The organism is Actinospongiicola halichondriae (genome assembly GCF_049103745.1).
Taxonomy (GTDB): Bacteria; Actinomycetota; Acidimicrobiia; order Acidimicrobiales; family Salinilacustritrichaceae; genus Salinilacustrithrix; species Salinilacustrithrix halichondriae.
Genome location: NZ_CP171622.1, coordinates 3603521 through 3628884, shown reverse-complemented (window position 1 = coordinate 3628884; position 25364 = coordinate 3603521). Strand labels below are relative to the sequence as shown.

General features: G+C 69.2%; 24 protein-coding genes and 1 tRNA gene. 11 read left to right on the top strand and 14 right to left on the bottom strand.

Annotated features, from left to right (window positions below):
- The first annotated feature begins 70 nt into the window (after positions 1-70).
- Positions 71-1120 carry a hypothetical protein gene (locus AB8619_RS18015; RefSeq protein WP_436794006.1) on the top strand — a complete coding sequence of 350 codons (1050 nt, stop codon included), beginning with the start codon at positions 71-73 and terminating at the stop codon, positions 1118-1120.
- A gap of 240 nt (positions 1121-1360) precedes the next feature.
- Here AB8619_RS18015 and AB8619_RS18010 read toward each other — a convergent pair.
- Positions 1361-1431 (bottom strand) — tRNA-Gly (locus AB8619_RS18010).
- 38 nt (positions 1432-1469) lie between these two features.
- Entirely contained in the window at positions 1470-3350 is a 1881-nt protein-coding gene (locus AB8619_RS18005) for a right-handed parallel beta-helix repeat-containing protein (protein ID WP_436794005.1), read from the bottom strand.
- Positions 3351-3469: 119 nt separating this feature from the next.
- On the opposite strand from AB8619_RS18005, the gene AB8619_RS18000 reads away from it, so the two are divergent.
- The 3 genes from AB8619_RS18000 (at position 3470) to dcd (ending at position 7371) form a co-directional block, all read left to right on the top strand.
- Entirely contained in the window at positions 3470-6418 is a 2949-nt protein-coding gene (locus AB8619_RS18000; RefSeq protein WP_436794004.1) for a TIGR03032 family protein, read from the top strand.
- 62 nt (positions 6419-6480) lie between these two features.
- On the top strand, positions 6481-6777 hold the full coding sequence (locus AB8619_RS17995) for a hypothetical protein (protein ID WP_436794003.1): 297 nt from the start codon (positions 6481-6483) through the stop codon (positions 6775-6777).
- A 30-nt stretch (positions 6778-6807) separates the two neighbouring features.
- Positions 6808-7371 carry a dCTP deaminase gene (dcd, locus tag AB8619_RS17990; RefSeq protein ID WP_436794002.1) on the top strand — a complete coding sequence of 188 codons (564 nt, stop codon included), beginning with the start codon at positions 6808-6810 and terminating at the stop codon, positions 7369-7371.
- A gap of 4 nt (positions 7372-7375) precedes the next feature.
- Here the strand turns inward: dcd and AB8619_RS17985 are convergent, their stop codons facing one another.
- The 3 genes from AB8619_RS17985 to AB8619_RS17975 are packed head-to-tail and all read right to left on the bottom strand — an operon-like array spanning position 7376 to position 10843.
- Positions 7376-7852 (bottom strand): response regulator, encoded by a 477-nt coding sequence (locus AB8619_RS17985; protein WP_436794001.1) that lies wholly within the window; start codon positions 7850-7852, stop codon positions 7376-7378.
- 20 nt (positions 7853-7872) lie between these two features.
- Entirely contained in the window at positions 7873-10122 is a 2250-nt protein-coding gene (locus AB8619_RS17980) for a heterodisulfide reductase-related iron-sulfur binding cluster (protein WP_436794000.1), read from the bottom strand.
- 52 nt (positions 10123-10174) lie between these two features.
- Positions 10175-10843 carry a pentapeptide repeat-containing protein gene (locus AB8619_RS17975; RefSeq protein WP_436793999.1) on the bottom strand — a complete coding sequence of 223 codons (669 nt, stop codon included), beginning with the start codon at positions 10841-10843 and terminating at the stop codon, positions 10175-10177.
- Positions 10844-10946: 103 nt separating this feature from the next.
- On the opposite strand from AB8619_RS17975, the gene AB8619_RS17970 reads away from it, so the two are divergent.
- Entirely contained in the window at positions 10947-12200 is a 1254-nt protein-coding gene (locus tag AB8619_RS17970) for a S8 family peptidase (RefSeq protein ID WP_436793998.1), read from the top strand.
- A 47-nt stretch (positions 12201-12247) separates the two neighbouring features.
- On the opposite strand, the gene AB8619_RS17965 is transcribed toward AB8619_RS17970, so the two are convergent.
- Complete coding sequence (locus AB8619_RS17965; RefSeq protein ID WP_436793997.1) at positions 12248-12670, bottom strand: cyclic nucleotide-binding domain-containing protein; 423 nt, start codon at positions 12668-12670, stop codon at positions 12248-12250.
- A gap of 127 nt (positions 12671-12797) precedes the next feature.
- Between AB8619_RS17965 and AB8619_RS17960 the strand changes: the two genes are divergently transcribed.
- The 3 genes from AB8619_RS17960 (at position 12798) to AB8619_RS17950 (ending at position 15242) form a co-directional block, all read left to right on the top strand.
- Positions 12798-13298, top strand: a complete 501-nt coding sequence (locus AB8619_RS17960; RefSeq protein WP_436793996.1) for a helix-turn-helix domain-containing protein — start codon at positions 12798-12800, stop codon at positions 13296-13298.
- Positions 13299-13461: 163 nt separating this feature from the next.
- Positions 13462-14865 carry an ammonium transporter gene (locus AB8619_RS17955; RefSeq protein ID WP_436793995.1) on the top strand — a complete coding sequence of 468 codons (1404 nt, stop codon included), beginning with the start codon at positions 13462-13464 and terminating at the stop codon, positions 14863-14865.
- Between the two features lie 38 nt (positions 14866-14903).
- Positions 14904-15242 (top strand): P-II family nitrogen regulator, encoded by a 339-nt coding sequence (locus AB8619_RS17950; protein ID WP_436796410.1) that lies wholly within the window; start codon positions 14904-14906, stop codon positions 15240-15242.
- A gap of 107 nt (positions 15243-15349) precedes the next feature.
- On the opposite strand, the gene AB8619_RS17945 is transcribed toward AB8619_RS17950, so the two are convergent.
- The 3 genes from AB8619_RS17945 to AB8619_RS17935 all read right to left on the bottom strand — a co-directional run bounded on the left by AB8619_RS17945 (position 15350) and on the right by AB8619_RS17935 (position 17216).
- Positions 15350-15814 (bottom strand): SAM-dependent methyltransferase, encoded by a 465-nt coding sequence (locus tag AB8619_RS17945; protein WP_436793994.1) that lies wholly within the window; start codon positions 15812-15814, stop codon positions 15350-15352.
- Positions 15811-16317 (bottom strand): nuclear transport factor 2 family protein, encoded by a 507-nt coding sequence (locus AB8619_RS17940; RefSeq protein ID WP_436793993.1) that lies wholly within the window; start codon positions 16315-16317, stop codon positions 15811-15813. The genes AB8619_RS17945 and AB8619_RS17940 overlap by 4 nt, the downstream gene beginning before the upstream one ends.
- A gap of 137 nt (positions 16318-16454) precedes the next feature.
- Positions 16455-17216: a phosphoglyceromutase gene (locus AB8619_RS17935; protein WP_436793992.1), complete on the bottom strand. Its 762-nt coding sequence runs from the start codon at positions 17214-17216 to the stop codon at positions 16455-16457.
- Positions 17217-17289: 73 nt separating this feature from the next.
- Here AB8619_RS17935 and AB8619_RS17930 point away from each other — a divergent pair, with 73 nt between their 5' ends.
- On the top strand, positions 17290-17991 hold the full coding sequence (locus AB8619_RS17930) for a flagellar brake protein (protein WP_436793991.1): 702 nt from the start codon (positions 17290-17292) through the stop codon (positions 17989-17991).
- Positions 17988-18641 (top strand): hypothetical protein, encoded by a 654-nt coding sequence (locus AB8619_RS17925; RefSeq protein WP_436793990.1) that lies wholly within the window; start codon positions 17988-17990, stop codon positions 18639-18641. The genes AB8619_RS17930 and AB8619_RS17925 overlap by 4 nt, the downstream gene beginning before the upstream one ends.
- Here AB8619_RS17925 and AB8619_RS17920 read toward each other — a convergent pair.
- Genes AB8619_RS17920 through AB8619_RS17900 form a run of 5 tightly spaced genes read right to left on the bottom strand, consistent with a single transcriptional unit; the run spans position 18638 to position 25049 of the window.
- Positions 18638-19405, bottom strand: coding sequence for a hypothetical protein (locus AB8619_RS17920; RefSeq protein ID WP_436793989.1), 768 nt, complete (start codon positions 19403-19405; stop codon positions 18638-18640). The genes AB8619_RS17925 and AB8619_RS17920 overlap by 4 nt on opposite strands.
- A complete protein-coding gene (locus AB8619_RS17915) occupies positions 19402-20385 on the bottom strand; it encodes an ABC transporter ATP-binding protein (RefSeq protein ID WP_436793988.1) in 984 nt (327 codons plus the stop codon). Before AB8619_RS17915 ends, AB8619_RS17920 begins: the two co-directional genes overlap by 4 nt.
- A complete protein-coding gene (locus AB8619_RS17910; protein WP_436793987.1) occupies positions 20382-21458 on the bottom strand; it encodes a hypothetical protein in 1077 nt (358 codons plus the stop codon). Before AB8619_RS17910 ends, AB8619_RS17915 begins: the two co-directional genes overlap by 4 nt.
- Positions 21455-22366 (bottom strand): ABC transporter ATP-binding protein, encoded by a 912-nt coding sequence (locus AB8619_RS17905; RefSeq protein ID WP_436793986.1) that lies wholly within the window; start codon positions 22364-22366, stop codon positions 21455-21457. The genes AB8619_RS17910 and AB8619_RS17905 overlap by 4 nt, the downstream gene beginning before the upstream one ends.
- Positions 22367-22409: 43 nt before the next feature.
- Entirely contained in the window at positions 22410-25049 is a 2640-nt protein-coding gene (locus AB8619_RS17900; RefSeq protein WP_436793985.1) for a LuxR C-terminal-related transcriptional regulator, read from the bottom strand.
- 139 nt (positions 25050-25188) lie between these two features.
- Here AB8619_RS17900 and AB8619_RS17895 point away from each other — a divergent pair, with 139 nt between their 5' ends.
- Entirely contained in the window at positions 25189-25356 is a 168-nt protein-coding gene (locus AB8619_RS17895) for a hypothetical protein (RefSeq protein WP_436793984.1), read from the top strand.
- Positions 25357-25364 lie beyond the last annotated feature (8 nt).

Genomic DNA, 25364 nt, shown 5'->3' with positions numbered 1-25364 from the left:
GAGCACCCTCATGCGATCAGCCCACAGGCACGCGCAGCGGCGGTCTCTCGCGGATCGAGGGGACCGTGGCATGACGGCGGTGTTCTTCGCCATCAGCGTCACCGGCATCTTGGCCGTTGCCTCGCTCGTCCTCGGTGCCAGCACCGGCTACACGTCGGTCCGGAACGGCCAGAACGCGGCTGACGCTGCCGCGTTGGCGGCGACGTCGACGCTGCGCGACGTCGGCCAGGGGAACGCGCTTCCGGCGGAAGTGCTGGCGGTCGCGGTCTCGGTGGCGGAGGACAACGGTGCCGATGGCGGGAGCGTCGTCTGCGATGTCGTCAACCGGTTCTACGCGGTCACCCGTGCCGAGAGCGACGTGATCGGACCGTGCGACGGCACCAACGAGACGTCGGTCAACGCCTCCGGCGTGCGCGTCCAGCTCGCCGACACGAGCGATGTCCCCTTCGGCGGCGTGATCGACCAGGAGGAGATCACCGCGGACGCCGTCGCCGCAGCGACGGTCCAGCCGCTGCGCGGGGGATTCAGTGCTCCGTTCATGCTCTGCGCCGATGCCCCCGACCACGGCGTCGACCTCCTCGTGCCCGACGCCACACTCGATCCGCCCTACCGGGTCAACACCGACGCCTTCAACGTCGAGTTCCTGCTGTGGAGCAACGGCAACGGGTTCGGCGACCGCAACTGTGGCGTGAGTCCGTGGCACGGTCTGGTGAACTCGGACAACGTGTACCAGATCCCGTCAGATCCCGATGACGACGACGGCTGGTGGGACGTCGACACCGGCTCCCGAGTGGGGCACATCGAGCGACTGCTGGCTGGCGATGACTCCTGCGACTGGGCCACCGACGCCGACATCGACGCCGCCGCCGGTTGCCGGTTGGCCCTGCCGCTGTGCGTCGAGACCGTCGGCAGCGGCACGAACGTCCGTCTCAACTGCGTTCGGCTCGCGGTGTTCGAGATCACCTACGTCGGCGACGGCGACGACGAAGGTTCCTGCGTGTCGGTGAACAAGAAGGTCGTGTGCGGCCGTCTGATTCCCGGCGGCGTCGCCACCGGCGGACAAGGCACCCTCGAGGTCGCCGACCCGAGCGAACTGGTCGCCATCAAACTCGTGCAATGACGGCCGGGCCGTGGTCGGCCCGCCATCGACCCGGGCGCCGCACGGTACCCCCGAGCACCCGCCACCCTGGGCCCGTGCCCGTACGCGCCGATCGGCGCGTACGACCCGCCGGTGTACACCAACGCGTCGATCGTTCCGTTGCATCGGGGCCGAGGGCGGCCCAGGTGGGTCAGCGAGATGGCGAGACCCATACCCCCCATCTCTCCCGTGATTCCACGGGTCGATTGGGGGTCTTCAGCGAGCGGGTGACGGGAATCGAACCCGCGTTGTGAGCTTGGGAAGCTCATGTTCTGCCATTGAACTACACCCGCGAAGGGCCGCCGACTGTAGCGCCGGGGCGCGGAATGGTTCAGCCCGTGAACGTGGGGTTCGCCACCGTGGGCGTCGCCGGCGGGCTCTGGCCGACGCCACCGACACCGTCGTCGGGCTCGGTCGTCGAGGTGGTCGACGTGGTGGCCGGAGGAGCGACCTGGCGCTCGTAAGCACCCTTGTCGATGCCGTCACCGCTCACCCGTGATTCGCCACGCTGGTCGGTGGCCGGCGGTGCAGCGAAGGCCGGGTCGCCGGTGTCGAGAGCCGGGGAGCCATCGAGGATGGCGTGGGTGAACGTGGGGCCGCCGTTGTCGGCGAGGGGAGCCAGGCCGGGGTCGGTCACGCCGAGCGCGTTGTTGGTGACGTCATCGAGGTGCCCGTTCGGATCCGACACCTCGCCGATGATGCTGTGGGAGACCGACACGTCGATGTCGCCGTTGATGTCGATGTCGGGTCCGTCCCGGTCGGTGTCGTTGCCCGAGATGATCGTGTGGTCGATGACCGCGTCCGTGAAACGGAGGTACAAGCCGCCACCCTCGCCGCCACCGTCGCCGCCGGAGTAGTTGTCGGTGATCGTGCTGTGCAGGAGCGAGAGGTCGCCGCTGGACGAGAGGTTGAGTCCGCCGCCGTAGTAGGTGGCCTGGTTCCCGGAGATGGTCGAGTTCACGATGGTCGTCTCGCCGTCCGTGTCCTCGACGTTGATGCCGCCGCCCGAGGTGTCCGCGGAGTTGTTCGAGATCGTCGACCCGATGATCTCGAGATCGCCGGCCGCGTAGAGCCGCACCCCGCCGCCGTCGGAGTAGGCCTCGTTGCCGTCCACGGTCGTGTCGATGATCCGCAGGGTCCCGACTCCGTTGGCGCCGTCGTCCGAGTAGAAGTTGATGCCACCGCCCGTGTTCGCGACGTTGTCGGTGATCGTGCTGTTGCGCACGGTGATCGTGATGTCTTCGTCGGCGTAGTAGAAGAACAGGCCGCCGGCCTGGTCGTCCGGCGCAGCGTTGCCCGAGACGGTCGTGTTCTCGATGGTGATGTCGGCGCCCATGTCCTCGAACGTGGCACCGCCGCCGTCGCTCCCGGCGAAGTTGTCGGTGAACTCGGAGCCGGTGATGAGGACCTCGGCGCTGTTGTCGCCGGTGAAGAGCCCGCCACCGTCGCTACCGCCGAAGTTGTCGACGAACGTGACGTTGGTGAAGGTCGCGCCGGTGCTCTCGTCGACGTACATGCCGCCGCCGTTCCCGTTGGCGAAGTTGTCGTCGAACATGGTGTCGGTGACCGAGGTCCCGCCGTCATTGACGACCGCGACGCCGCCGCCCTGTCCGGCTGCGTTGTCGTAGAACGTCGATCCGCTCACCGTGAGGTCGGCGCCGTCGATGAACACGGCGCCACCGCTGCCGTTGGCGTAGTTGTCCTCGAAACGACTGTCGGTGATGGTGAGGTCGGTCTCCTCCGAACGGACGGCGCCACCGCTGCTGCCGCCCTCCCGGCCGTCTTCGAGGGTGAGACCGTCGATCGTCACCGTGCCGCCGGCGTTGATGTAGAAGATCCGGCTGGCGCCGTTGCCACTGATCGAGAGCGTGTCCTCGCCGGGGCCGTCGACGGTGATGGCGTCGTCGATCGTGATCTGACCGAGCGACAGCGTGATGGTGCCGGTGACCGAGGGGTCGAAGGTGATCGTGTCGCCGTCCGACGCGCCGTCGATGGCCTCGCGTAGCGACGTGAGGCCGTCGGCGGCGACGGTGTCGCTGTTGGTGTCGACGGTGAAGGTCGCCGCACCGGCCGGGGCCGCGCCGGTGACGAGTCCGGCACCGAGGGCCAGGACCGCACCGCCGCCCATGGCTGCGCGGGTCGGCGCGCTGTGGCGCTGCGTCCGCTCGGCTGCTCGTCGCTGGGTACGCGTGGCGCTGGGCTTCTTGGTCATCGTTCCGCTCTCGTCTGTGTCTGTCGTCCGTCGATCGGAGGGAACAGTACCCCGGCTCCGACCCGGTGTCATGGGCTGGGTACGATCCCGCCTCCACCCCCCCCCGGCCCAGGAGATCCGTGCGACTCGCACAGCCGTTCATCCGCCTGCCGCTCGACTTCGATGCGGCGGCACTGCAGGCCGAGATCGACCAGATCGATCCGGCTCGTTGGCAGCCCCATCCGCAAGGGACGCCAGGGAACACGGCCTTGCCGTTGGTGGCCGCACACGGCGATCCCGACGACGACTCGACGGTCGGTCCGATGCAGCCGACGTCCCATCTGGCGACGCTTCCCTACGTCCGGCAGGTCCTGGCCGGACTCGGCACCGTCGTGGGCCGGACCCGGCTCATGCGCATCGACCGCGAGGCCGAGGTCACGCCCCACGTCGACACCAACGCCTATTGGTGGGACCGCACCCGCATCCACGTCCCGATCGTCACCGACCCCTCGGTTCGATTCGAGTGCGGCGATGCCGTCAACCACCTCGCGGCGGGGCAGACCTGGATCTTCGACACGTGGCGGACCCACCGCGTCGTCAACCCGGCCGACCACCCCCGCGTCCACCTCGTGGTCGACACCGTCGGTTCGCCCGGCTTCTGGGAGATGGTCGACGCCGCCATGGGGGAGGCGCCGCCCGCGCCGCGTCTGGTCCCGAACCGTCTCGGGGCCGACCTGCGGGTGACCTACGAGGCCGTCAACGCCGCGCCGGTCATGAGCCCGTGGGAGGTCGACCGCAAGCTCGACGAACTGCTGGACGAAGCCGACCGGATCGGGCTCCGTGTCGGCAACCTGGAGCGGTCGCTCGACCGGTTCCGTCGCGGCTGGCGATCGGCGTGGGCCGCGCACGGCGACGACGTGAACGCCGAGTCGGTCTACGAGCGGCTCCGCGACGACCTCGACCGAGCGCTGCTCGGCGACGAGGACCGCCACCGACTCGACAACGGTGTCGATCTCGCCGAGATGGTGCGACAGCTCGTGGTCCGTCGTGCTCTGGCGCCGGCGGCTCGCCGGCCGGATGCGCCGACCGCACGCCCCGTCCGCGGCACCCGATCGTCGGGTACGCGTCCGACCACGCCGATCGACCGCCCGATCATCGTCGTGTCCTCGCCCCGATCGGGGAGCACGCTCCTCTTCGAGACCCTGGCCCGCGCTCCGAAGCTGTTCACCGTCGGTGGGGAGAGCCACCAGATCATCGAGTCGTTGCCGGAGCTGCGTCCGGCAGAGCGCGGTTGGTCGTCCAACCGCCTCCGGGTCGAGGACGCGACCACCGAGGCCTACGTCCATCTGCACCGCAACTTCCTCAACAACATGAAGGACCGCAAGGGCCAGCCCGCCCCACGCGACGGTCGTCCGGTCCGGCTGCTCGAGAAGACCCCGAAGAACGCCCTGCGGATCCCCTTCCTGGCCGACCTGTTCCCCGACGCCACCTTCGTCTACCTGTACCGCGACCCGCGCGAGACCATCAGCTCGATGCTCGACGCCTGGCGGTCGGGCCGCTTCGTCACCTATCCCGACCTGCCGGAGTGGGACGGCCCCCCGTGGTCGCTGTTGCTCACGCCGGGGTGGCGCGACCTCGCCGGCCGCACGCTTCCGGAGATCGTCGTCGACCAGTGGGTGACCACGACCACGACCATCCTCGACGACCTCGAGGCGCTCGAGCCCGGCCGCTGGTGTGTGTCCCGCTACGACCGACTGGTGAGCGACCCGACTGCCGAGATCGCGCAGCTGTGCGAGTACCTCGGGCTCGATTGGGACGTCGACCTGTCAGGTGAACTTCCCGACTCGCGTCACACGCTCGAGTCGCCGCATCCGGACAAGTGGCGCCGCAACGCCGAGGAACTCGAGTCGGCGTGGGAGCCGGTGCGCGAGGTCGCCCTCCGGGCGCACGAGGTGTTCGCCGACCCGCCGCGGATCAAGCCGGTGGAACCGCCGGCGTCGTCGGCCTCGGCCACGCCGGGCGCCGCCTCCGATCGCCGGTCCGCGTCGGCCAGGTCGCAACGCAGCGTCCACACCCAGACGGTTCCCGAACTGCTCGGCCAGCTCGGAGCGTCGCTCTTGGTCTCGACCTACCAGTCCGGGCACATCATCGTCGTGCGCAACGACGGCGAAGGGCTGAACACCCACTTCCGGTCGTTTCCGAGCCCGATGGGCATCGCGGTCGACCGCAACCTGCTGGCCTTCGGGACCAAGCAGGGGATCTGGGTGTACCAGAACCAGCCGTCGGTCGTTCCCCGACTGGAGCCGCCGGGGCGCCACGACGCGTGTTTCATGCCGCGCACACACCACATCACCGGCGACATCCGCGTCCACGATCTCGCGTTCAGCAACGGCGAGTTGTGGTTCGTGAACACCCGCTTCTCGTGCCTCTCGACCATCGACGGCGTGCACAGCTTCGTGCCCCGGTGGCGGCCGGGGTTCATCACCGGACTCGCGGCCGAGGACCGCTGCCACCTCAACGGCCTGGCGCTCGTCGACGGCGAGGTGCGGTTCGTCTCCGCGCTCGGGACGACCGACACCGCCGGCGGGTGGCGCGAGCACAAAGCTGACGGCGGCGTGGTCATCGACGTCCCGACCGGCGAGATCATCAGCGCCGGGCTCTCGATGCCCCACTCACCTCGCTGGTACCGGGGCAAGCTCTGGATCCTCGAGTCGGGACACGGCTCGATCGCGACGATCGATCCCGAGACGGGCGACCGCGAGACCATCGCGCACCTCCCGGGCTTCACCCGCGGCATCGCGTTCGCGGGGAAGTACGCGTTCGTGGGCCTCTCCCAGGTGCGCGAGCACCTCTTCGGCGGGCTCCCGCTCACCGAGCACTTCAGCGAACGGGTGTGTGGGGTCTGGGTGGTCGACATCGAAGCCGGCACCGTGGTCGGGTTCCTGCGTTTCGAGGGCGACGTCCACGAGATCTACGACGTGCAGCTCACCGGAGTGAGCTATCCCGAGCTCGTCGAGCCCGGGGCGGGCCTGGCATCGGACTCGTTCGTGCTGTCCGACGATGCGTTGGGCCAACTCGCCGCGCGATGACGGTCCCAGACAAATGGCGGCGGTGCTGGCACACTCATTGATGTGAACGGGAGCTCCACATCGTGAGCCGCGCGTCGGGGACGCCCCAGGGCGCGCGTGCACAACGGGCCGATGTCGAGATCGATCTGGCTGCTGATGCGGTTGCCAGGTCGGGTGTCGGCGAGTTGATCCACGGCGACGCCGAGCGCTCGCTCGAGGCAGCCAATCGCCTCCGTCGCGCTGCCGACGCCCTGGTCACCGAGTTGGTCCTCGACGCGCGCGAACGCGGCGCGACGTGGGCCGAGATCGGCGAGACCCTCGGGGTGTCGACACAGGCCGCACACCAGAAGTACCGCTACGCCTCCACCGACGACGGATAGCCGCGCCGCGGGCGCGTACATTGGCCGTCCGTGATCCTCTCCGACCGCACGATCCGCGAAGAGTTGGCTGCCGGGCGCATCGTCGTCGACCCGCTGGACGACTCGTTCATCCAGCCCTCGTCGATCGACCTCACGCTCGACCCGCGGTTCCGGGTCTTCTTGAACCACACCCGTGGGATCATCGACGTCAAGCAGGACCTGAGCGACCTCACCGAGATGGTCGAGGTCCCCGACGACACGCCGTTCATCCTCCATCCGGGCGAGTTCGTGCTCGGCGCCACCTTCGAGCGCATCGCCGTACCCGACGACCTCGTTGCTCGACTCGAGGGCAAGTCGAGCCTCGGCCGCCTGGGGCTCTTGATCCACTCGACCGCCGGCTACGTCGATGCCGGCTTCGACGGCCAGATCACGCTCGAGTTGTCGAACGTGGCCAGCCTGCCGATCACGCTGTACCCGCACATGAAGATCGGCCAGATCAGCTTCCTGCGGATGACGACACCGGCCGAGAACCCCTACGGCTCGGGCAAGCTCGGTTCGAAGTACCACGGCCAGAACGGCCCGACCCCCAGCCAGTACTGGAAGAATTTCCAGTAGTCCTTCAGGCCTGAGGGGCGGTGCCGTCCATGAGGCGTCGGCGCCGCACCGGGAGATCGGCGTGGGGAACCGCGAGGGCTCCCTCGATCGAGGCCACCAGGTCGTCGGCGTGGAAGGGGCGTTGCAGGTAGTCGTCCGCGCCGGACTGGAACGAGAAGTTCCGGTTGGATGCCGACCGGGCGACGACGATCACACGCGTCCGGCTGATCCGGGGGTCGTCGTTGCTACGGAACCAGTCGAGCAGTTGGAGGCTCGCGCTGATCCCGCCGCTCGAGAGGTCGATGACCGCGACACGGGGGAGCTGGTCGGTCGCCCGGGCGGTGGCGGTGTCGATCGAGGTGGCCACGACGGTCCGGTACCCGTGGGAACCCAGGACCCGGACCAGCAGTTCGTTGGCGCCGCTGTCCTCACCGACGATGAGGACCATGGCTGGAGCACGGCGTTCGGTGCCGTCCCACCGGTCCTTCTTGCGTTTCGCCATGGTGCCCCCGGGGGCTGTTCTCAGTCGGTCATCGTGAGCGGAGCGTCGGCGTCGGCTTCGCCGGCCTCGATCGCCTCGAGGACGTGCATGGCCAGGTCGGCCACCTTCACCTCGTCCTCTTCCTTGCCTGCGGCCTTCACGCCGTCGTCCATCATGACGTAACAGAAGGGGCAGGCGGTGGCGACGCGTGTCGCGCCGGTCTCGATGAGCTCGCGAGAGCGCTCGTCGTTGACCTTGGTGCCGATCGACTCCTCCATCCACATGCGGGCGCCACCGGCGCCACAGCACATGCCCTTGGTGCCGTTGCGGGGCGCTTCGACGATCTCGACGCCGCCGAGGCTTCCGATCACCTTGCGCGGGCTCATGTAGATGTCGTTGTGGCGACCCAGGTAGCACGAGTCGTGGTAGACGACCCGCTCGTCGAGGCGGGCTCGGCTCATGTCGAGCTTGCCCTCGTCGATGAGGTTCTCGAGCAGCTGTGTGTGGTGGATGACCTCGTAGTGGCCGTCGAGCTGCGGGTACTCGTTGCCCAGCGTGTTGAAGCAGTGGGGGCACTGGGTGACGATCTTCTTGACGCCCATGGTGTTGAGCATCTCGATGTTCTGCATCGCCAGCATCTGGAAGATGTACTCGTTGCCGGAGCGACGAGCCGAGTCGCCGGTGCAGGCTTCGTTGGGGCCGAGGATGGCGAAGTCGAGACCGGCGCGGGTCATCAGCTTGGCCATGGCCTCGGAGACCTTCTGGTTCTTGTCGTCGAACGAACCGGCGCAGCCGACCCAGTAGAGGTACTCGTGGTCGAACGTGTCGCCGGGGTCGACGATCTCGAGGCCGGGGACCTTCGCCGCCCAGTCACCGCGGGTCTGGTTGGAGATGCCCCATGGGTTGTAGTTGTTCTCCATGCCTTGGTAGGCGTTGCCCAACTCGGTCGGGAAGTTCGACTCCATGAGCGACAGGTAGCGACGCATGTCGAGGATCTTGTCGAGGATCTCGATGTTGACCGGGCAGATCTCGTCGCACGCCTTGCAGCTGGTGCAGCTCCAGATCTCCTCGGGGGTGATGCGGTCGAAGAAGTTGTTCGCCGGGATCGTGATCTCCGGGACGGTGCCGATGGGCGGGCTGACCTGCGGGGTGCCGGTGGCTGCCATGACCTCGCCCGACTTCAGGATGATCTCGCGGGGGTCGAGCGGCTTGCCGGTGGCGTTGGCCGGGCAGACCGAGGTGCAACGTCCGCACATGGTGCAGGAGTCGAGGTCGAGGAGCTGCTTCCACGTGAAGTCCTCGACGGTCGAGGCGCCGAAGCTCTCGAGCTCGCTCTCCATGAGGTTGGGCATCGCCTTCATGGCGCCCTTCGGGCGGTCGCGATCCTTGTAGTACATGTTCAGCGGGCTGGTGAACATGTGGCGCAGCATGGTGATGGGCAGCATCACCAGGAACGCGAGGAAGGCCACGACGTGGGCGATCCACATGGCCTGGTGCCAGCCGTGGATGGCGTCGAGGTTCTCGACGAGCCCGCCGAGCGGGTAGCCGACGAAGCTCCACTTCTCGTAGTCGGGCTGGCCCTCGATGCCGATGCGGAACATCTCGGCGAGGAAGCCGGTGACGCCGATGGCGGCGAGGATGAAGAGCGCGGCGCCGTGCTCGGCCTTGGTCTTCACCCGGATCCGGTAGGGCTGCTGGATGTAGCGGCGACCGATCGCCCAGAACACGCCGATGAGGAAGAGGACACCGGCGGCGTCGCCGACGAACGTGTACGCCTTGTAGATGTCGCCGTGGAGGAACTTGGCCGACTCGGGGAGCTGGTGGTTGATCTCGAGGACCGTCGTGACCGCCAGGAGGATCAGGAACGGGAAGTACATGAGGCTGTGCATGACGCCGGCTGCGGGGTCGCGCAGCAGGGTCTGCATGTACACGCCGGCTCGGAAGTCCTTCATCCGCTGGGCGAAGTTCTTCTTCGTGGTCTTGCGCGCCTCGGGGCCGCCGCGCTCCCAGTTCTTCATGCGCTGGCTGAACAGCACCGCCCCGTACATGATGACGATGGGCAGCACGGTGTAGAACGCGAGCTTCATCGCCGACGGGATGTTCTCGAACACCTCGCGCGTCGTCTCCGAGTCGTCGTGGAACTGGAAGACCGTGGCGGCGATCCCCGAGACGACGGTGACGCCGGCGACGAGCCCGCCGAGCCCGAGCGCGAGCTGATGCGGCTTGAGTCGTCCTCGCTTGCCGGCGGCGGATGTGGAGGTGTCGACCGTGTTTGCTTCAGACGTGTCCATGGCGGCTCGAAGGGTACTTCCGCCGCCGGATCGATGGGAAAGGAGCCGGCGCTCAGTCGTCGTCGGCCGCCACGTGCATCCCGGCGACCTGCGCCAGGCGAGCGGACAGGGCCACGGCCTGGGTCGGACTGATGATCGTGCCGCGCAGCTCGCGGAGGTCGGCGACCGCCGCGAGATCGGCCCCGGTGACGTCGACTCGCTCGAGCCGAGCGCCGGCCAGGGTCACGTTCGCCAGACCGACCTGGGTGATGGTTGTGTCGGTCACGCGTGCCGCACTCAGGTCGAGTTCGTCGATGCGGCCGCCGACGAACGCGACCCGCTCGAGGGTCGCCGACCGCATCGAGGCGACGTCGAGGGCGCAGTCCGAGAAGCGGACGTCGCGCAGCCGAGCATCGCCGAAGTCGGCACCGGTCAGGCGGCAGCGCACGAACGAGACCCGTGTGAGTCCTTCGAATCGTCGGCCGCGGAGATCGATGTCGACGAACTGCGCGTCCTGTGCGTCGATGGTCGCGTCGCCGACGTCGAGCGAGCCCGCCCGCATCCGACTGCGGAGCACGGTCACGGTCCGCGCATCGGGGTACGACAGATCGCGGTGGTCGAGATCGAGGCCGTCGAGGTCCGGGAACTGCGGATCGAGGCCGTCGTCAGGTTCGACGCGGAGCGCTGCGGGGATCCGTGGCTCGCTCGGATCGGTCGCGTTCGGCGGCAGCGGGTCCGGCATGGCACGACGGTAGCGGTGCCCCTGCGTGGCGCCGGTCGTGCGGAACGGGCACCATGGTGCCGTGGTCGGTACGGGGAGTTCGTCGCGAACGCGGCGATTGGCAGTGTTCGGCGCGGTCGTCGCGCTCGTGGTCGGCGTCGTGTCCGCTGCCTCGGCGGCCGGGGCGGTGTGGAACATCGCGTCGATCGGCGCGCCGCTCACCGACTCCGGCGTGGTCATCGCGGTCGTCGACACCGGCGTCGATGCGTCGCACCCGGCGTTCGGCTCGCGTGTCCTCCCACAGATCGACGTCATCGGCGACGCGAAGGGTGACCCCAACGGACACGGCACCCACGTCGCCGGCACCGCCGCCGGGGCCTCGATCAACTGCGGCGAGATGACCGGAGGAGCGACGGCGGCCGTCGGTGTCGCACCCGGCGCCAAGATCCTGCCGGTCCGCGTCCTCGACGAAGAGGGCGAAGGGACCATCAGCGGGGTGGCGGAGGGGATCCGTGCCGCAGCTGACCGAGGTGCCCACGTCATCAACCTGTCGCTGGGGACCGATCTCAACGGACTGACCGGTGCCAGCGGCGATCTCGTCGACGCCATCGAGTACGCATGGGGCAAGGGGTCGATCCCGGTGTTGGCGGCCGGCAACGGCGGCCTCGTCGGAGGCATCTTCGGTTCGGGCTACGGCGACATCGACGCCGTGGTCGTGACCGCAGTCGACCGCCGGGGCTCGATCGCGAGCTACGCGACCGACGTGGGCTCGGCCAAGTGGGGGATCGCCGCCCCCGGTGGTGCGGGCAACGGCAAGGCGGCTGACGACGTGGTGTCGGCGTACAAGGGCAACAACTGCGGGCTCCTCGCCGGTACGTCGATGGCCGCTCCACACGTCTCCGGAGCGCTGGCGATCCTGCGGGCCCGCGGACTCTCCCCGAAGCAGGCCGTCGATCGCCTGCTCGCCACCGCGCGGCCGAAGTCGCCGAAGCGCACGTACGGGTCCGGACTGTTGGACCTCGGTGCCGCCGCTGCCGGGCTGGGCCCCAAGACCTCGGTGACGACCACGCCCCCGACGACCGTCACGCCGCCGCCGCCGACGACGGTTCCCGCGACGACCGCACCCTCGACCACGCGGCAACGGGCGTCGTCGACGACCACGGCACCGCCGGTCGATCCGTCGACGACCACGACCACGGCACCGACGACGACCACGGCGCCGCCGGTCCCGACGACCGCCGAGATGGCTGCCGGCGATCTCGCGGTGCACGCCGACGACGACGGTTCGGTGCCCGTGCCGCTGGCTGCGGGCGCGGCGATGGCGTGCGTCGCCCTCTGGGTCGTCCTGGGCAAGAACGCAGCTCGCCTCCGGTCCTGAACGCCGGGACCGGAGGTGTGGGTCAGCCGCTCAGCGGCTGACGGATGTCAACCGAAGGCGGCCTTGTCGAGCTCGCGGACCTTGCCGGCGAGCGACTTGAGGAGCTTGTGGTTGATCGTCGGCACCTCGTCGAGCAGGGCCGAGAACTCACGAGGGCCGATGACGAGCACCTCGATCGGTCCGTCGGCGACGACCGTCGCGGTACGAGGTCCACGGTCGAGGAGCCCGAGCTCGCCGATGACCGCGCCGGCACCGAGCTCGGCGACCTTGCGCTTGTTGCGACGGACGACGGCCTTGCCGGCCGTGATCACGAACGCCTCGCGTGACGTCTCGTCCTGGGTGGTGAGGGCGTGCCCGTCGGGCAGGCTCACCACGTCGGTCGCCTTGGCGATGAGCGCCAACTCCTTCTTGGAGCAGGCCGCGAAGAGCGGGACCTTGGCGAGATGGGCAGATGCGTTCGTACGAGCCATGGGCAGAGTGTACGAAAGGGACACGCGCTGCGTCGGGGAAAGTGTCATCGGACGCGATCGAGAAGAAAACTGATGGGCACGGTCGCGAAACAGCCGGGAAACGTTGCATCCCTACCGTTCGCCTTCGATGGACGACGTCACGATGCTGCGGTGGCCTGATGAGCGCCGCGAGCGCGAGGAGCTCGCACGCCTCGGTCGTGCACGACTGCTCCTCGTCGACGTGGAGTCGGCCCCGCCCGTCGCCGCCGATCCGCTCGAGGACTGGGTCCGTGTCTCCGCCGGCGACCTCGACGTCCGTGCGCGGCTCGAGGGCCTCCGGCTCCGACTCGAGCAGACACTCGAACTCGTCCCCGAACTCGACGAGGACGGGGTGATCCGCTTCGGCGAGCGTTGGGCCCCGCTTCCGCCCGTCGAGGCCCGTCTCACCAGTGCGCTGGTCAGCCGTTTCGGAGCCGTGGTGAGTCGCGACGCGTTGTCGGCGGCCGGCTGGCCCGACGGTGCCCCCGGTCGCAACGCGCTCGACGTCCACGTCCTCCGCCTGCGCCGTCGACTCCGTCCGGTGCGCCTCACCATCCGAACCGTCCGCTCACGCGGCTACCTGCTCGAACCCTCCGCCGTCTCGGCCTGAATCGCGAAACATTCGCGTCACACAGCGTTGCCGCTGCTGTCACGCCGAGCGAACAGCGTCGCAACGGGCGGTGTTTACCGTCAGTTCCGAGTCAGAAGTGCGTCATCCGCACCCGTCATCCCCCGACAACTCGTCATTCCCCGTCAACTGAAGGAGTCAGCACGTGAAGCGCAAGTTGCTCATCGGAGCGGGCCTGGTCGGAGCAGCAGTGTTCCTCCTCGCCAACCCCGCCGCCGCACAGGAGGCCGACGCCCCCGCGACACAGGTGGTGTTCGACAACATCTTCGTGTTCGTGTGCGGGATCCTGGTCTTCTTCATGCAGGCCGGTTTCGCCCTCGTCGAAGCCGGACTCACCCGTTCGAAGAACGTCTCCAACATCTTCATGAAGAACCTCATGGACGGCATGGCAGGCGTCCTCGCCTTCGCCCTCGTCGGCTATGGCATCGGCTTCGGCGGCGACGAGCTGCTCGGCGGCTGGTTCGGCTTCGGCTTCGGCATCGACAGCATCGAGGACCCGGCCGCCATGGCCGCCCTCAACCTGTCGCCCGCCACGTTCTTCTTCTTCCAGGCCGCCTTCGCCGCTGCCGCCGCGACCATCGTGTCCGGCGCCATGGCGGAGCGGACGAAGTTCAAGAGCTACTTCATCTACAGCCTGGTCATCACGGCGGTCATCTATCCGACCGTGCTGCGCTGGACCTGGGGTGGTGGCTGGTTGGCCCAGCTCGACATCCCGTTCTCGGACTTCGCCGGCTCGACGATCGTGCACGCCACCGGCGGCTGGGCTGCCCTCGCCGGTGCCCTGGTCCTCGGACCTCGCATCGGCAAGTACGGACCGGACGGCAAGGCCCGGGCCATCCCCGGCCACAACGTCCCGTTCGTGGTCGTCGGCGCCATGATCCTCTTCATCGGCTGGTTCGGCTTCAACCCCGGCTCTGAGCTCGGCGCCGACAACCTGGTCCCCCAGATCGCCGTCAAGACGCTGCTCGCCGCATGCGCGGGTGCGGTCATCGCGATGATCGTGAACTGGCTCAAGGACGGCAAGCCCGACGTCACCATGGCGGCGAACGGCATGCTCGCTGGCCTCGTCGCCATCACGGCGCCGGTTGGCACGGTCGAGACCTGGGCCGCCATCGTCATCGGCGCCGTCGGTGGTCTGATCGTGGTCTTCTCGGTCGCCTTCTTCGACAAGATGGGCGTCGACGATCCGGTCGGTGCGATCTCGGTCCACGGTGTCTGTGGCACCTGGGGGACCCTCTCGATCGCCCTGTTCGCCAAGTACGACGATGCCTTCCTCGGTCGTGAGGACGCCGGCATCCTGTACGGCGGCGGCATCGACCAGCTCAGCACCCAGGCCCTGTTCGTCGGCGTGCACTTCGTGTTCGTCTTCGGCGCAGCGTTCCTCCTCTTCCAGGCCATCAAGGGCACCGTCGGCCTCCGGGTCACCGAGGAAGAAGAGATCGCCGGCCTCGACGTCGAGGAGCACGGCCACATGGGCTACGCCCCCGACTCCGGCAACAGCTCGTCTGCCGGTCTGTCCACCTCGTCCAGCACCTCCGTGCCGGTCTGATCACGCTCCCACGAAGTACTTGAAGGAGAACCAACGTGTTGCATCTCGTTACCGCGGTGATCAAACCGCACAAGCTCGACGACGTGAAGGAGGCGCTCAAGGGCGTCGGCGTCCAGGGACTCACCGTCTCCGAGGTCAAGGGGTTCGGCCGCCAGGGCGGCCACACCGAGACCTACCGAGGCGCCGAGTACACGATCGACTTCGTCCCCAAGGTGAAGGTGGAGGTCGTGGTCGGTACCGACGAGGCCGAGAAGGTGGCAGAGGCGATCGCCTCGGCCGCCCAGACCGGCAAGATCGGTGACGGCAAGATCTGGATGACCGCCGTCGACCGTCTCACCCGGATCCGTACCGGCGAGATGGGCGTCGACGCCGTCTAGTCCACGGGCGCCCCAACTCCCCATGGGTACACGGCGCCCGAACCCCCGAAAGCGACGCACCCCCGGCCACCAGGCCGGGGGTGCGTCGCGTCCAACGGGTGGTGCGGCTACCAGTAGCCCTGCATCAACTCGCCGATCCACTCGGGCTGGCGGGTCGGTGTGCGCGGTCCGAACTCGGCGACGTGCGGCTTGATGTCGAGCACCGGTGTGCCGTCGATGGCATCGAGGCCTCGGACATGGACGTCGAGACCGTCGACCGCCACCAGTTCGCAGGTCGACACCCCGATGCGATTGGGCCGGGCCTTGGCTCGCTGGGCGAAGATCCCGACGAGCGGCCAGTCCTCGCGGTTGCGCGGATGACGGGAGCCGAGGTTGATCTTGGCTTCGTCGACCCGGTGGAAGAGGTACACGACGTCGATGTGGGAGAAGTCGTCGAGGCCGGCGACGACGTCGGGAGTGAACCGTGCTGCGTCGAGGGCGATCGTCGCCTCGACGGGCCCCCAGTCGTCGTCGATGGGGTCGGTTCGACCGCCGGCGACGTGGCCCACGGGGGTGACGGTGTACTCGGTCAAAGGAGGTCCTTCGTGAGGTGTGCGAGATGGTCGGGGAGAGACACGTCGCGGTTCGGGTCCGTCGGCGGCATGTTGAACTCACCCGTCGGCGTCCACCCGGAGGCGGTGACGCCCTCCATGACGTGGGCCATGTTCATGAGGTCGTGCTCGTAGGCGAACCGGCCGTCACCCGCGTAGTAGAGGATCGAGATCCCGGGGCACTTGACCGGCTTCCCGTCGGCGTCGTCGCCCATCTCCTGCCACCACATCGAGACCACGCGGTTGCCTTCGACCATGGTCCAGGCCTCGGGGAAGCGCCAGCCTTCGAGGCCCATCATCGACTCGACCCAGAACTCGCGCAGGGCGTCGATGCCCTCGACACGTCCCCACGCCGGATCGATGAAGACCGCGTCGTCGGTGAAGTGGTCCTCGAGCGCCGACCACGGCAGATCGCCGGCCACGATCTTCGTCCGGGTCTCGCAGTAGGCGGTGTACGCCGTCCGTGCCTCGTCCTCGATACCCATGTCGATCCCCTCCCGAACCCCCGTTCTGGTGAACACATGCGTCACCTGGTGGTGTCGTTTGCCTACCAGAACCGGAGTGGAGGGCGGGACGGGGTGGGTGGAGGGTGGGACGGGGGTGGGTGGAGGGCGGGGGTGGGTCAGCCTTTGGCTTGGTTGGCGACGGCTTCGGCCGCTGCGGCGATCTCGGCCGGGTCGGCCAGGTAGCGGTCGTCGATGGGCTTGGCCTCGATGGGACGGAAGTCGTCGCCCAACTCGTAGACGAGCGGTTGGCCGGTCGGGATGTTGAGGCCGGTGATGTCGTCGTCGCTGATGCCGTCGAGGTGCTTGACCAGGGCTCGTAGCGAGTTCCCGTGGGCGGCGACGAGCACGGTCTGACCGACGGCCAGGTCGGGGACGATCGCGTCGAACCAGTAGGGGAGCATCCGGTCGACGACGTCCTTCAGGCATTCGGCGTCGGGCCGCAGCTCGGCCGGGATGCCGGCGTAGCGAGGATCGTCGTTGGGGTTGCTCGCGTTGTCGGCGGCGATGGGTGGCGGCGGCGTGTCGTAGCTGCGTCGCCACACGAGGACCTGTTCCTCGCCGAACTCGGCGGTGGTCTCGGCCTTGTTCTTGCCGGTGAGGTCGCCGTAGTGCCGCTCGTTGAGCCGCCAGTGACGACGGACCGGGATCCACGAACGGTCGCAGGCGGCGAGCGACAGCTCGGCGGTGCGGATGGCTCGGGTCTGCAGCGAGGTGTGGACGACATCGGGCAGGACGCCCTTGTCGGTGAGGAGCGCGCCGCCGGCTCGGGCCTCGCGCTCACCGACCTCGGTGAGGCCGGCGTCGTACCAGCCCGTGAAGAGGTTCTCGAGGTTCCACACCGATTGGCCGTGGCGGAGGAGGACGAGGGTGTGCGTCACGGCACCGACCGTAGTTGGACAGCGCGCGAGCACACGCCTGCTGGTCGTCCTACCATGGCGCCGAGGAGGGCTGATGTTGGAGGTCGACACGGGCAAGGATCCGAGCGCGGGCCGGTCGGAGACCGCCGCTCGTCACCGGTATCTGGAGCCAGGGCTGACGCTGAGCGTCTCGGATCTCACCGACTCGTTGGGTGGGTACACGTGCCATCTCACCGAGGTCGACGGCCGGACGTTGTGGATCGACCTGCCGATTCGGCGTGACGGCATGTTGTCGTTGTCGGTCGGCCAGTTGGTCACTGCTCGCTTCGACCGGCCTGACGATGCCGTCTACTTCTTCGACTCGGTGGTGTCGGATCGGCGCGACGACGACCACGCACCGTTCGGACTCGCGATGCCCGTGACCATCAATCGGCGGCCGCGCCGGACCGACACCCGCTTGGCGCTCGTGCTCGACGCGTCGTTCGACAGCGGAGAGCAGCGGTCGGTCGCGGGCAAGGTCGTCGACCTGTCGGCCGGTGGTGTGGGCTTGATCTGCGCCCAGGAACTGGCGCTCGGCGACGAGGTCGTCGTGCGGTGCGACCTCCCCGGTCCCGACCACATCGTGCCGATCGAGCAGGCGGCCACCGTGCAGACGTCGTCGCTCTACGGGCGGACCCCAGGCGGTGCGACGTTGCGGCAGTACGGGCTCCGCTTCGTCGGTGCCGACGACCAGATGCGAGAGCGGATCCTCGACACCATCATCTGGAACCTCACGAGCAATCCCGCCATCGGTTGAGCGACGATCGGGAGGAGCCCGAGTTCGTCGCGCCCTTGCCGGAGCGCAGTTGGGACGGTCTCCGCGCGACCGTCAACCAGGCGATGGAGTGGGGCATCGAACTGAGTGGGCAACTCGCGCGGATCCACGAGGAGCAGGAGATCGTCGTCGGCTGCATCTCTGCCGCGACGATCGCACGATCTCGCTTCGATCAGCCGACGCTCCCCGGGCCCGATCCGAACGCGACCAGCGCCGTGTGGGAGGACATCGCCGCCCTCGCTGACGCGGTCCGCGACCTGGTCGCCGACCCGCCACCGGAGTTCATCAACGCGCTGCTCCCGCCGTATGCGACAGCGGTCGCGCTCGGACAGGAACTCCAGGACGCGCAACGCGCCATGGGTCTGCCCGTTGCGCCGATTCCCTACGAGCGAGCGCCGCTCACGCCGCTCGGAGGGTTTCCCCTCGAGGTCCCGCCCGAGCCGGAGCCAGAGCCGGAGACAGAGCCGGAGACAGGACCGGGTTCCGGCATGGGCGCCACGGCCGCGCCGGAACCGGCGCTCGATCCCGCCGTGCAGGCTGATCTCGACGGACGCCCCAACCCGTGGGTCCTGCTGGTGATCGTCGTGTTGGTGGCGATCGTCGCCGTTGCCGTCGGGATCGGGTGGCGCTAATCGCGCGTGCCGGTCAGTTCGAGGTGCCGGAGACCCCAGGTCGTTCCCGCCAGGAGGACGACGGCGATGACGGCGAGCCGCACCACGGCACCCCAGCCCGACGGAATTCCGCTGCGGACCAGGTCGTCGGGGACGTCGGCCAACGCGACGTAGACGGCCCGGGCCTCCCACGTCGGTGACAGCTGCGCGATGCCGGTGAGCGCCGCACCGAGCAGGCGTTCGCCGAGCAGCACGATCGCGAGCGACCAGACCGCCGCCCGCCGGGTCACACAGCCGACGAAGACGAACAGGGCCACGTGGGCGGCGGTGCCGGCGGCGGCAGCGACAGCGATGGGACCCGCCTGGTCGGTGACCCCGGCGATGACCGTCGCCAGCGCCGCGGCCGGGACGAGCGTCACCAGCGCCAGCATCCACCCGCCGAGCCAACGGGCGAACGCGAGTTCCCAGAACCGTGTGGGGGTGAGCCACGAGAACGCCAGGGTCCCGTTGCGCACCTCGGCGCCGAGCACGGCATCGCCGATGACCAGCGCGCCCAGCGGCAGCGCGAGCCCGAAGATCATCTGGTCGGCGATGCGAGCGAACGACTCGGTGGCCGCGACGTCGGACACGGTCTGGCTGAGCACGCCCGTCATCACGATCACGAAGGCGGGGAGGAGCAGGACGGCCAGTCGCTTGCGCGGCATGCACGCGCGGAAGACGTAGGCGACGAGGGCAGGCAAGCGGCGGGTCCAGGCGCCTGCGTGGACCGACGGTGCGGCGGTCATCGGGTCAGCTCCTCGAACATGGCCTCGAGCGAGTCGTCGAGCGGAAGGACCTCGCGCAGACGGATGCCGAGTGCCCGTGCCGTCGTCGGGAGCGCGACGGCGAGCGCGCCGGCATTGGTGGTCGACACGGTGAGGCCGGGAGCCGGGCCACCGGACGTGGCGGGCTGCACGGTCACCGACACCACCGGGCCGAGCCCGATCAGGTCGGCGGCCAGACGGCGGTCGTCGTCGCTGCGAACCAGGACCCGGCGCGGCACGTCGGCCATGGCGTCGCGGATCGCCCGGCGGTCACCGGCGGCGGCGAGACGTCCGCGCACGACGACCACGACACGGGTTGCCATGCGCTCGACCTCGTGGAGCACGTGGCTCGACACGATCACGGTCCGGCCCTCGTCGCCGAGGCGGTGGAACAGTTCGATGAGCGCGACACGCTGGACGGGGTCGGCGCCGTTGAGGGGTTCGTCGAGGACCAGCACGGCAGGGTCGGTGACGAGCGCGGCGGCGATCTTGCCTCGCTGGCGCATGCCTTTCGAGAAGCCGCCGAGCGAGCGATCGGCCACGTCGGCGAGGTCGACGGTGGCCAGAGCGGCATCGATGGCCGACCGGTCGGTCACGCCACAGAGCCGGGCCTGGTACTCGACCAACGCCCGTGCGCTGAGGGCGCCGGGGACCGCGTCCTCTTCGGGGACCATGGCGACGCGAGCGTGCACGTCGCGGTCGCGTCGTGGATCGACCCCGAGCACCTCGACCGTTCCCTGTCGGGTGGCGATGAGGCCACAGACCGCTCGCATCAGGGTCGTCTTGCCTGCGCCGTTGGGGCCCAGCAGACCGGTGACGCCGGCGCCGAAGGAACACGAGAGCTCCGACAGTGCCACCTTCTGTCCGAACCAGACCGAGACATCGTCGACGACGACGGTCGGATCGTCGACGAACGCCGGGTCGCCGTCGACTGCCGTGGCCGGTGTCTCCGTCGTGCTCATGCTTCGAGCCATCGGTAGCGCCACACGAGCAGGCCGAGCGATCCGACGACCACCAGCGCGTAGACCCCCAGCGCCAGCGGACCGCTGCCCTCGACACCGGCGAGGTACGGCTCGCTGACCTGGCCCTCGAAGATGAGGTCGCGCACGTGCAGCGGAACGGCGAGCAGGTTGACCGCACCCCACGGCGAACTCGGTTCTCCGAAGAAGCTGATCGCGGCGCGACTCGTGCTGCCGTCGGGGTTCTCGACGACGACGTAGTAGTCGCCGGTCTCGGTCTGTCGTGGAACGAAGTCGACGCCGCCGATGTCGGGTCCCACCGCGCCGTCGCCGAACTCGATGTCCTCGATCTGGAAGCCGCTCGAGGTGTCGGGCGCCCCGGTCGACTCCGACAGCCCGGCCGCGACTGCGGAGGAGGCGAGCAGGAGGATCAGGAGTGATGCCGCAGCGATGAGACGCCGGGTGGTGAGCGAGGCGATGGCGCACGAGAGCGACGAGAAGTACAGCGCGAAGGCCACGGTGCCCACCGGGACCTGCCAGAGCACGTCGAGGTTGTCGCGCACGTAGTCGAGCGCGCTGTCGCTGACGAGCATCTGCCCGACGTAGAGCACGACCTGTGGGAGGAAGCTGAAGAGGAAGACGACGGTGCCGATCGCGCCGACCTTGGCGATCACGTAGTCGGTCCCGGTCAGCGGTCTCGAGAAGATCAGCGGGAGCGCCCGGTTGCGTCGATCGGGGCACAACACGTCGGGGGCGGCGAGACCGACGAAGACCAACAGCGCCGTCGAGACGCCGAGGTATTCGCGGTAGGTGATGATCTCGACGGCCTGGGCCGGCGTGTCGCGGGTGATGTAGGCGACGCCGACCCACACGATGGCCGGGACCGAGGCAACGGCGAGCAGGAGCCAGGGGAAGAACTTCTGTCTCCACGACCGTCGGAGCCCGACGGCGCGACGCATCGACGCCCGGTAGAGCGCGAAGCGCGCCGCCGAGCGTCCACCGAGTTCGCCGGCGTAGGGCCGGTAGCCGCGGTCGTAGACCGCTCCCGTGGAGGCCGGCCCGGGAACGGTGCTCATCGACCGTCGTCCCCGAGGAAGAGTCCGTCGAGCGACGCCCGCCGACTCGACAATGCGTGGAGCGGCAGCCCGGCCTCGGCGACGACGGCGACGACCTCGTCGAGCGTCGAGTCGTCGGTCACGGGCACTTCGACCGAGCCGTCCGGGAGCAGCACGGCGCCGGCACCGAGCGCAGCGACGAGACGCTCGCCGTGGCCACCGACGTCGACGCGGACGACGCCGCTGGTCTCCAGCAGATCCTCGGTGCGGCCGGCGCCGACGAGTCGACCGCCGTCGATCATCACCACCTGGTCGCAGGTCGACTGCACGTCGTCGAGCAGGTGCGTGGCCATGAGCACGGAGATGCCGAAGCGTCCGAGACGGGCGACGAGCTCGAGCATCTCGTGGCGGCCGGCCGGGTCGAGGCCGGCCGTCGGCTCGTCGAGCAGGACGAGCGCGGGATCGGCGACCAGCGCCTGGGCGAGCTTGGCTCGCTGGCGCATGCCGGTCGAGAACCCCTCGATCGGACGGAACCGGGCCTCGTCGAGACCGACCAGGTCGAGCACGTCGGAGGCTCGCTGGCGGGCGTCGTGTGCGGGCAGTCCCGCGAGTTCGCCGAGGGTCGCCACCACGTCGGCTGCGGTCTGGTCGGTGGGGAGGCAGTCGTGCTCGGGCATGAACCCCAGACGGGACCGGACCCCGATCGGGTCGGCGCCGACGTCGATCCCGGCGACGTGGACCGTTCCGGAGTCGGGACGGCTCAGCCCGAGCAGGATGCGGAACAGCGTCGACTTCCCGGCACCGTTGGCGCCGACCAGGCCGATCAGTCCGGGCTCGACGGTGACGGTGAGCGCGTCGAGCGCGCGCACCTCGCCATTGCGTCCGGAGTAGGTCTTGGTGAGGTCGTGGATCTCGACCAACGGTGCCATCGAGATGCAGTCTCTCATTGCACGGCATCGCCGCAACGGGAGATCACGTCGGGCGTTTCGCCAACTGCAACGCGTCGGCCAGGTCGGCGCGGGATTCGATGCCGAGCTTCTGGTAGGCGCGCTGCAGATGGTTGTTGACCGTGCGCACCGAGAGGAAGAGACGCTCGGCGATCTCGGGGCCGGTCAGCCCGTTGGCCGCCTGGGTGGCGACCTCGCGCTCCCGCCGGGTGAGCGCGATCGGTTCGCGGAGCGAGCGGAGGGCTGGCGTGGCGGCGTCCTCACATCGGCGGTGATGCTCCATGGCCCGCGTCGCCAGGAGTCGCGCTCGTCGCGGGTCGCCGCCGGCGCGTGCGACCGCCGCACCCTGTGCCAACACCTCGGCTGCGACCAACGCCGCGCCGGCCGTCGAGAAGTCCTCGGCAGCACGCTCGAAGGCGGGGATGTCGCCGTCGATCACCGCCCGAGCGTGGGCGGAGCGCGCCGTCGCGAGGTCACCCCCGACGACCTCGGCCAACGCCTCGACGGCGGTCGCGATGTCGGCGTCGGGTTCGACGCGGAGCATGTCGTGGGTCACCGCCAGCGCGATCGAGAACTGGCCGGTGGATTCGGCATCGCCGGCGGCCGTGCGGAGGAGGTCGACGCCGTCGGTGATCCGACCTTCCGCGATCGCGACCCATGCGTGCGACCACCCGATCTCGCAGTCGAGGAGGCGGAACGGTCCGGGATCGATCGAGTGGGCGCGCTCGATGGCCTCGGTCGCGACGACGCCACGCTGGCCCTCGATCCGGGCGACACCGGCCCACGCCACTCGTTCGAGGGCTCGGTCCTCGTGATCCCGGAAGCTCAGCGCCGCGCTCCGGGCGTGCAGCACCGCCGTCGACACTCGACCGCGCGCGGCTTGGACCCGTGCGGTGATCAACTCCCGCCAGGCCTGCCAGTGGACGCGGTCGAGCGAGTCGCCGCCGGCCGGCCCGACTCGGAGACCGACGTCGCAGCGGTCGAGTGCGCCGGAGTCGGCCAACGCGAGACAGCGAGCGCTCCAGGGAGCGGTGGGGTCGTCGGCGAGCACCCCGGGATGACGTTTCGCCAGCGCCTCGGCCAGGTCGGCAGCGTCCTCGGCTCGCGCGAACTTCCCGGCTCGCCCCTGCGCGTAGGCGAGCACCACCGCGGCCATCGCGGCCGCCGCGGGGTCGGACCCACGACCGATCAGCGTCTCGGCTGCGGCAGCGGCCTCGGTGACCCGCGCCTCGAGCAGCAGGAGCGATGCATCGAACGCCTCGAGTCGCTCGGCGTCGGCGTCCTCGAGCGCAACGTCCTGTGCGGTCTCGAGGAGCGCATGGGCGGCGTCGGCGTCGAGAAGACCCCGGAACAGGTTCTCCGATCGGGCGATCAGGTGCTCGGCGAAGACATGCGAGTCGTCGACTGTCGCCACGTCGGTCCGCCGGAAGATCTCCTCGGCCTCGTCGTGACGTCCGGTCCAGCGGAGCAGCTTGGCGAGGATGCGGTCGAGCTCGATGCTGGTCGACGGATCGGTCTCGGTCTCGACGGCCGACCGGACGAGCCGCTCGGCTGCCCCGCGGTCGAAGCAGGCGAGTGCGTAGTGTGCGGCGTGCTCGATGACGGATCCGTCGACGTGCAGTCCGCACTCGATCCGCAACATGGCTTCGCGGTACCGGAACGCCGGCCCGGTCGACCCGCTCAGCAACTCGGCGGCGCGGCGCTGCAGCGAGCGGAGCCGGGTGATCGACATCGTCTCGATCAACGCCTCCTCGTACAGCGGATGGCCGAGTCGGAGTTCGGGTTGTCCGCCATCAGGTCCGGAGAACGTCACGGCGATGACCCCGGCCCGCTCGAGTCGGTCGACGGCGTCGGTGCCGACCTCGTCGGCGCAGGCATCGAGGTCGACCGGTCCGGTGACGGCCAGGAACTCGAGCGCGTCGAAGTCGTCGGCGTGATTGGCCAGCAGCTGTGCGTGGACCAGTTCGGTCAGCCGGTCCGGTGCTCGCAGCTCGCCCTGGAGCCGGATGAGGCCTTCGTCGAGACGGAGGCGTCGATCGGCCAGCGCCGCGGTCACCAACTCCCGGACGAACAGCGGATTGCCCCGTGTCGCCCGCCAGATCTCGTCCGCCGTGGTCGAGTCGACCGGTCCAGCGCAGAGATCGGTGACCAGCGCCCCGGTGTCGGCCTCGTCGAGGTCGGCGAGTTCGAGGAGGTCGACCCGATCGTCGGCCCACAGGCGGGCGACATCGGGTGGGGCGGGATCGCCGGAGCGGACGGTCAGCACGACGGTCAGCGCCGAGGAGTGCACGAGGTGATGGAGCAGCGCGACCGACGACGGGTCGAGGAGATGCGCATCGTCGACCAGGAGGACACCGGGGTCGCCGTCGTAGTGCTCGAGCACGCGCTCGGTCGCCGTGCGGAGCATCGCCGTGGGGTCCGGCGAGCCGAACTCGGGCGGCGGTACGACGTGGGCGAACGCCCCGAAGGGCACGTCGCCGGCCGCCTCGCTCGCGAACACCCGGAGCACGGTGTGCCCGGCCTCGAGGTCGTCGCAGACCTCGCGGGCGAGTCGTGACTTCCCCACCCCTGCGGGCCCGGTGATCACCACTGCCGATGCGGGCGCGGACAACGTGGATCGGAGCCACGCCGACTCCGCGGTCCGCCCAACCAGCACCGATGTCACGAGGTCGACGGTACAACTCCCGCCCGACAGCCGTGATCCCCGGGCCGGCGTGATCGTGCGACTCGAAGGGACATCCGACCCGAATTGAGCAACAGGTGCTCAATACCCCGAGGGTCGCGGTGGGGTGTGATCCGTGACCATGGCTTCCCTCCGCGCCCCCGAACCCGGCGAACGAGGCGCCGTCGTGCTCGTCGGGATGGCCCTCGCGGTGGGGCCGATGATCCTCGGTCTGCGGCGCCGCAGCACCCGGTCGGCGATCTCGTCGTCCACGTCAACCGATCCGGTCTCCGATCCGTTTGGGGGGTGATGACGACC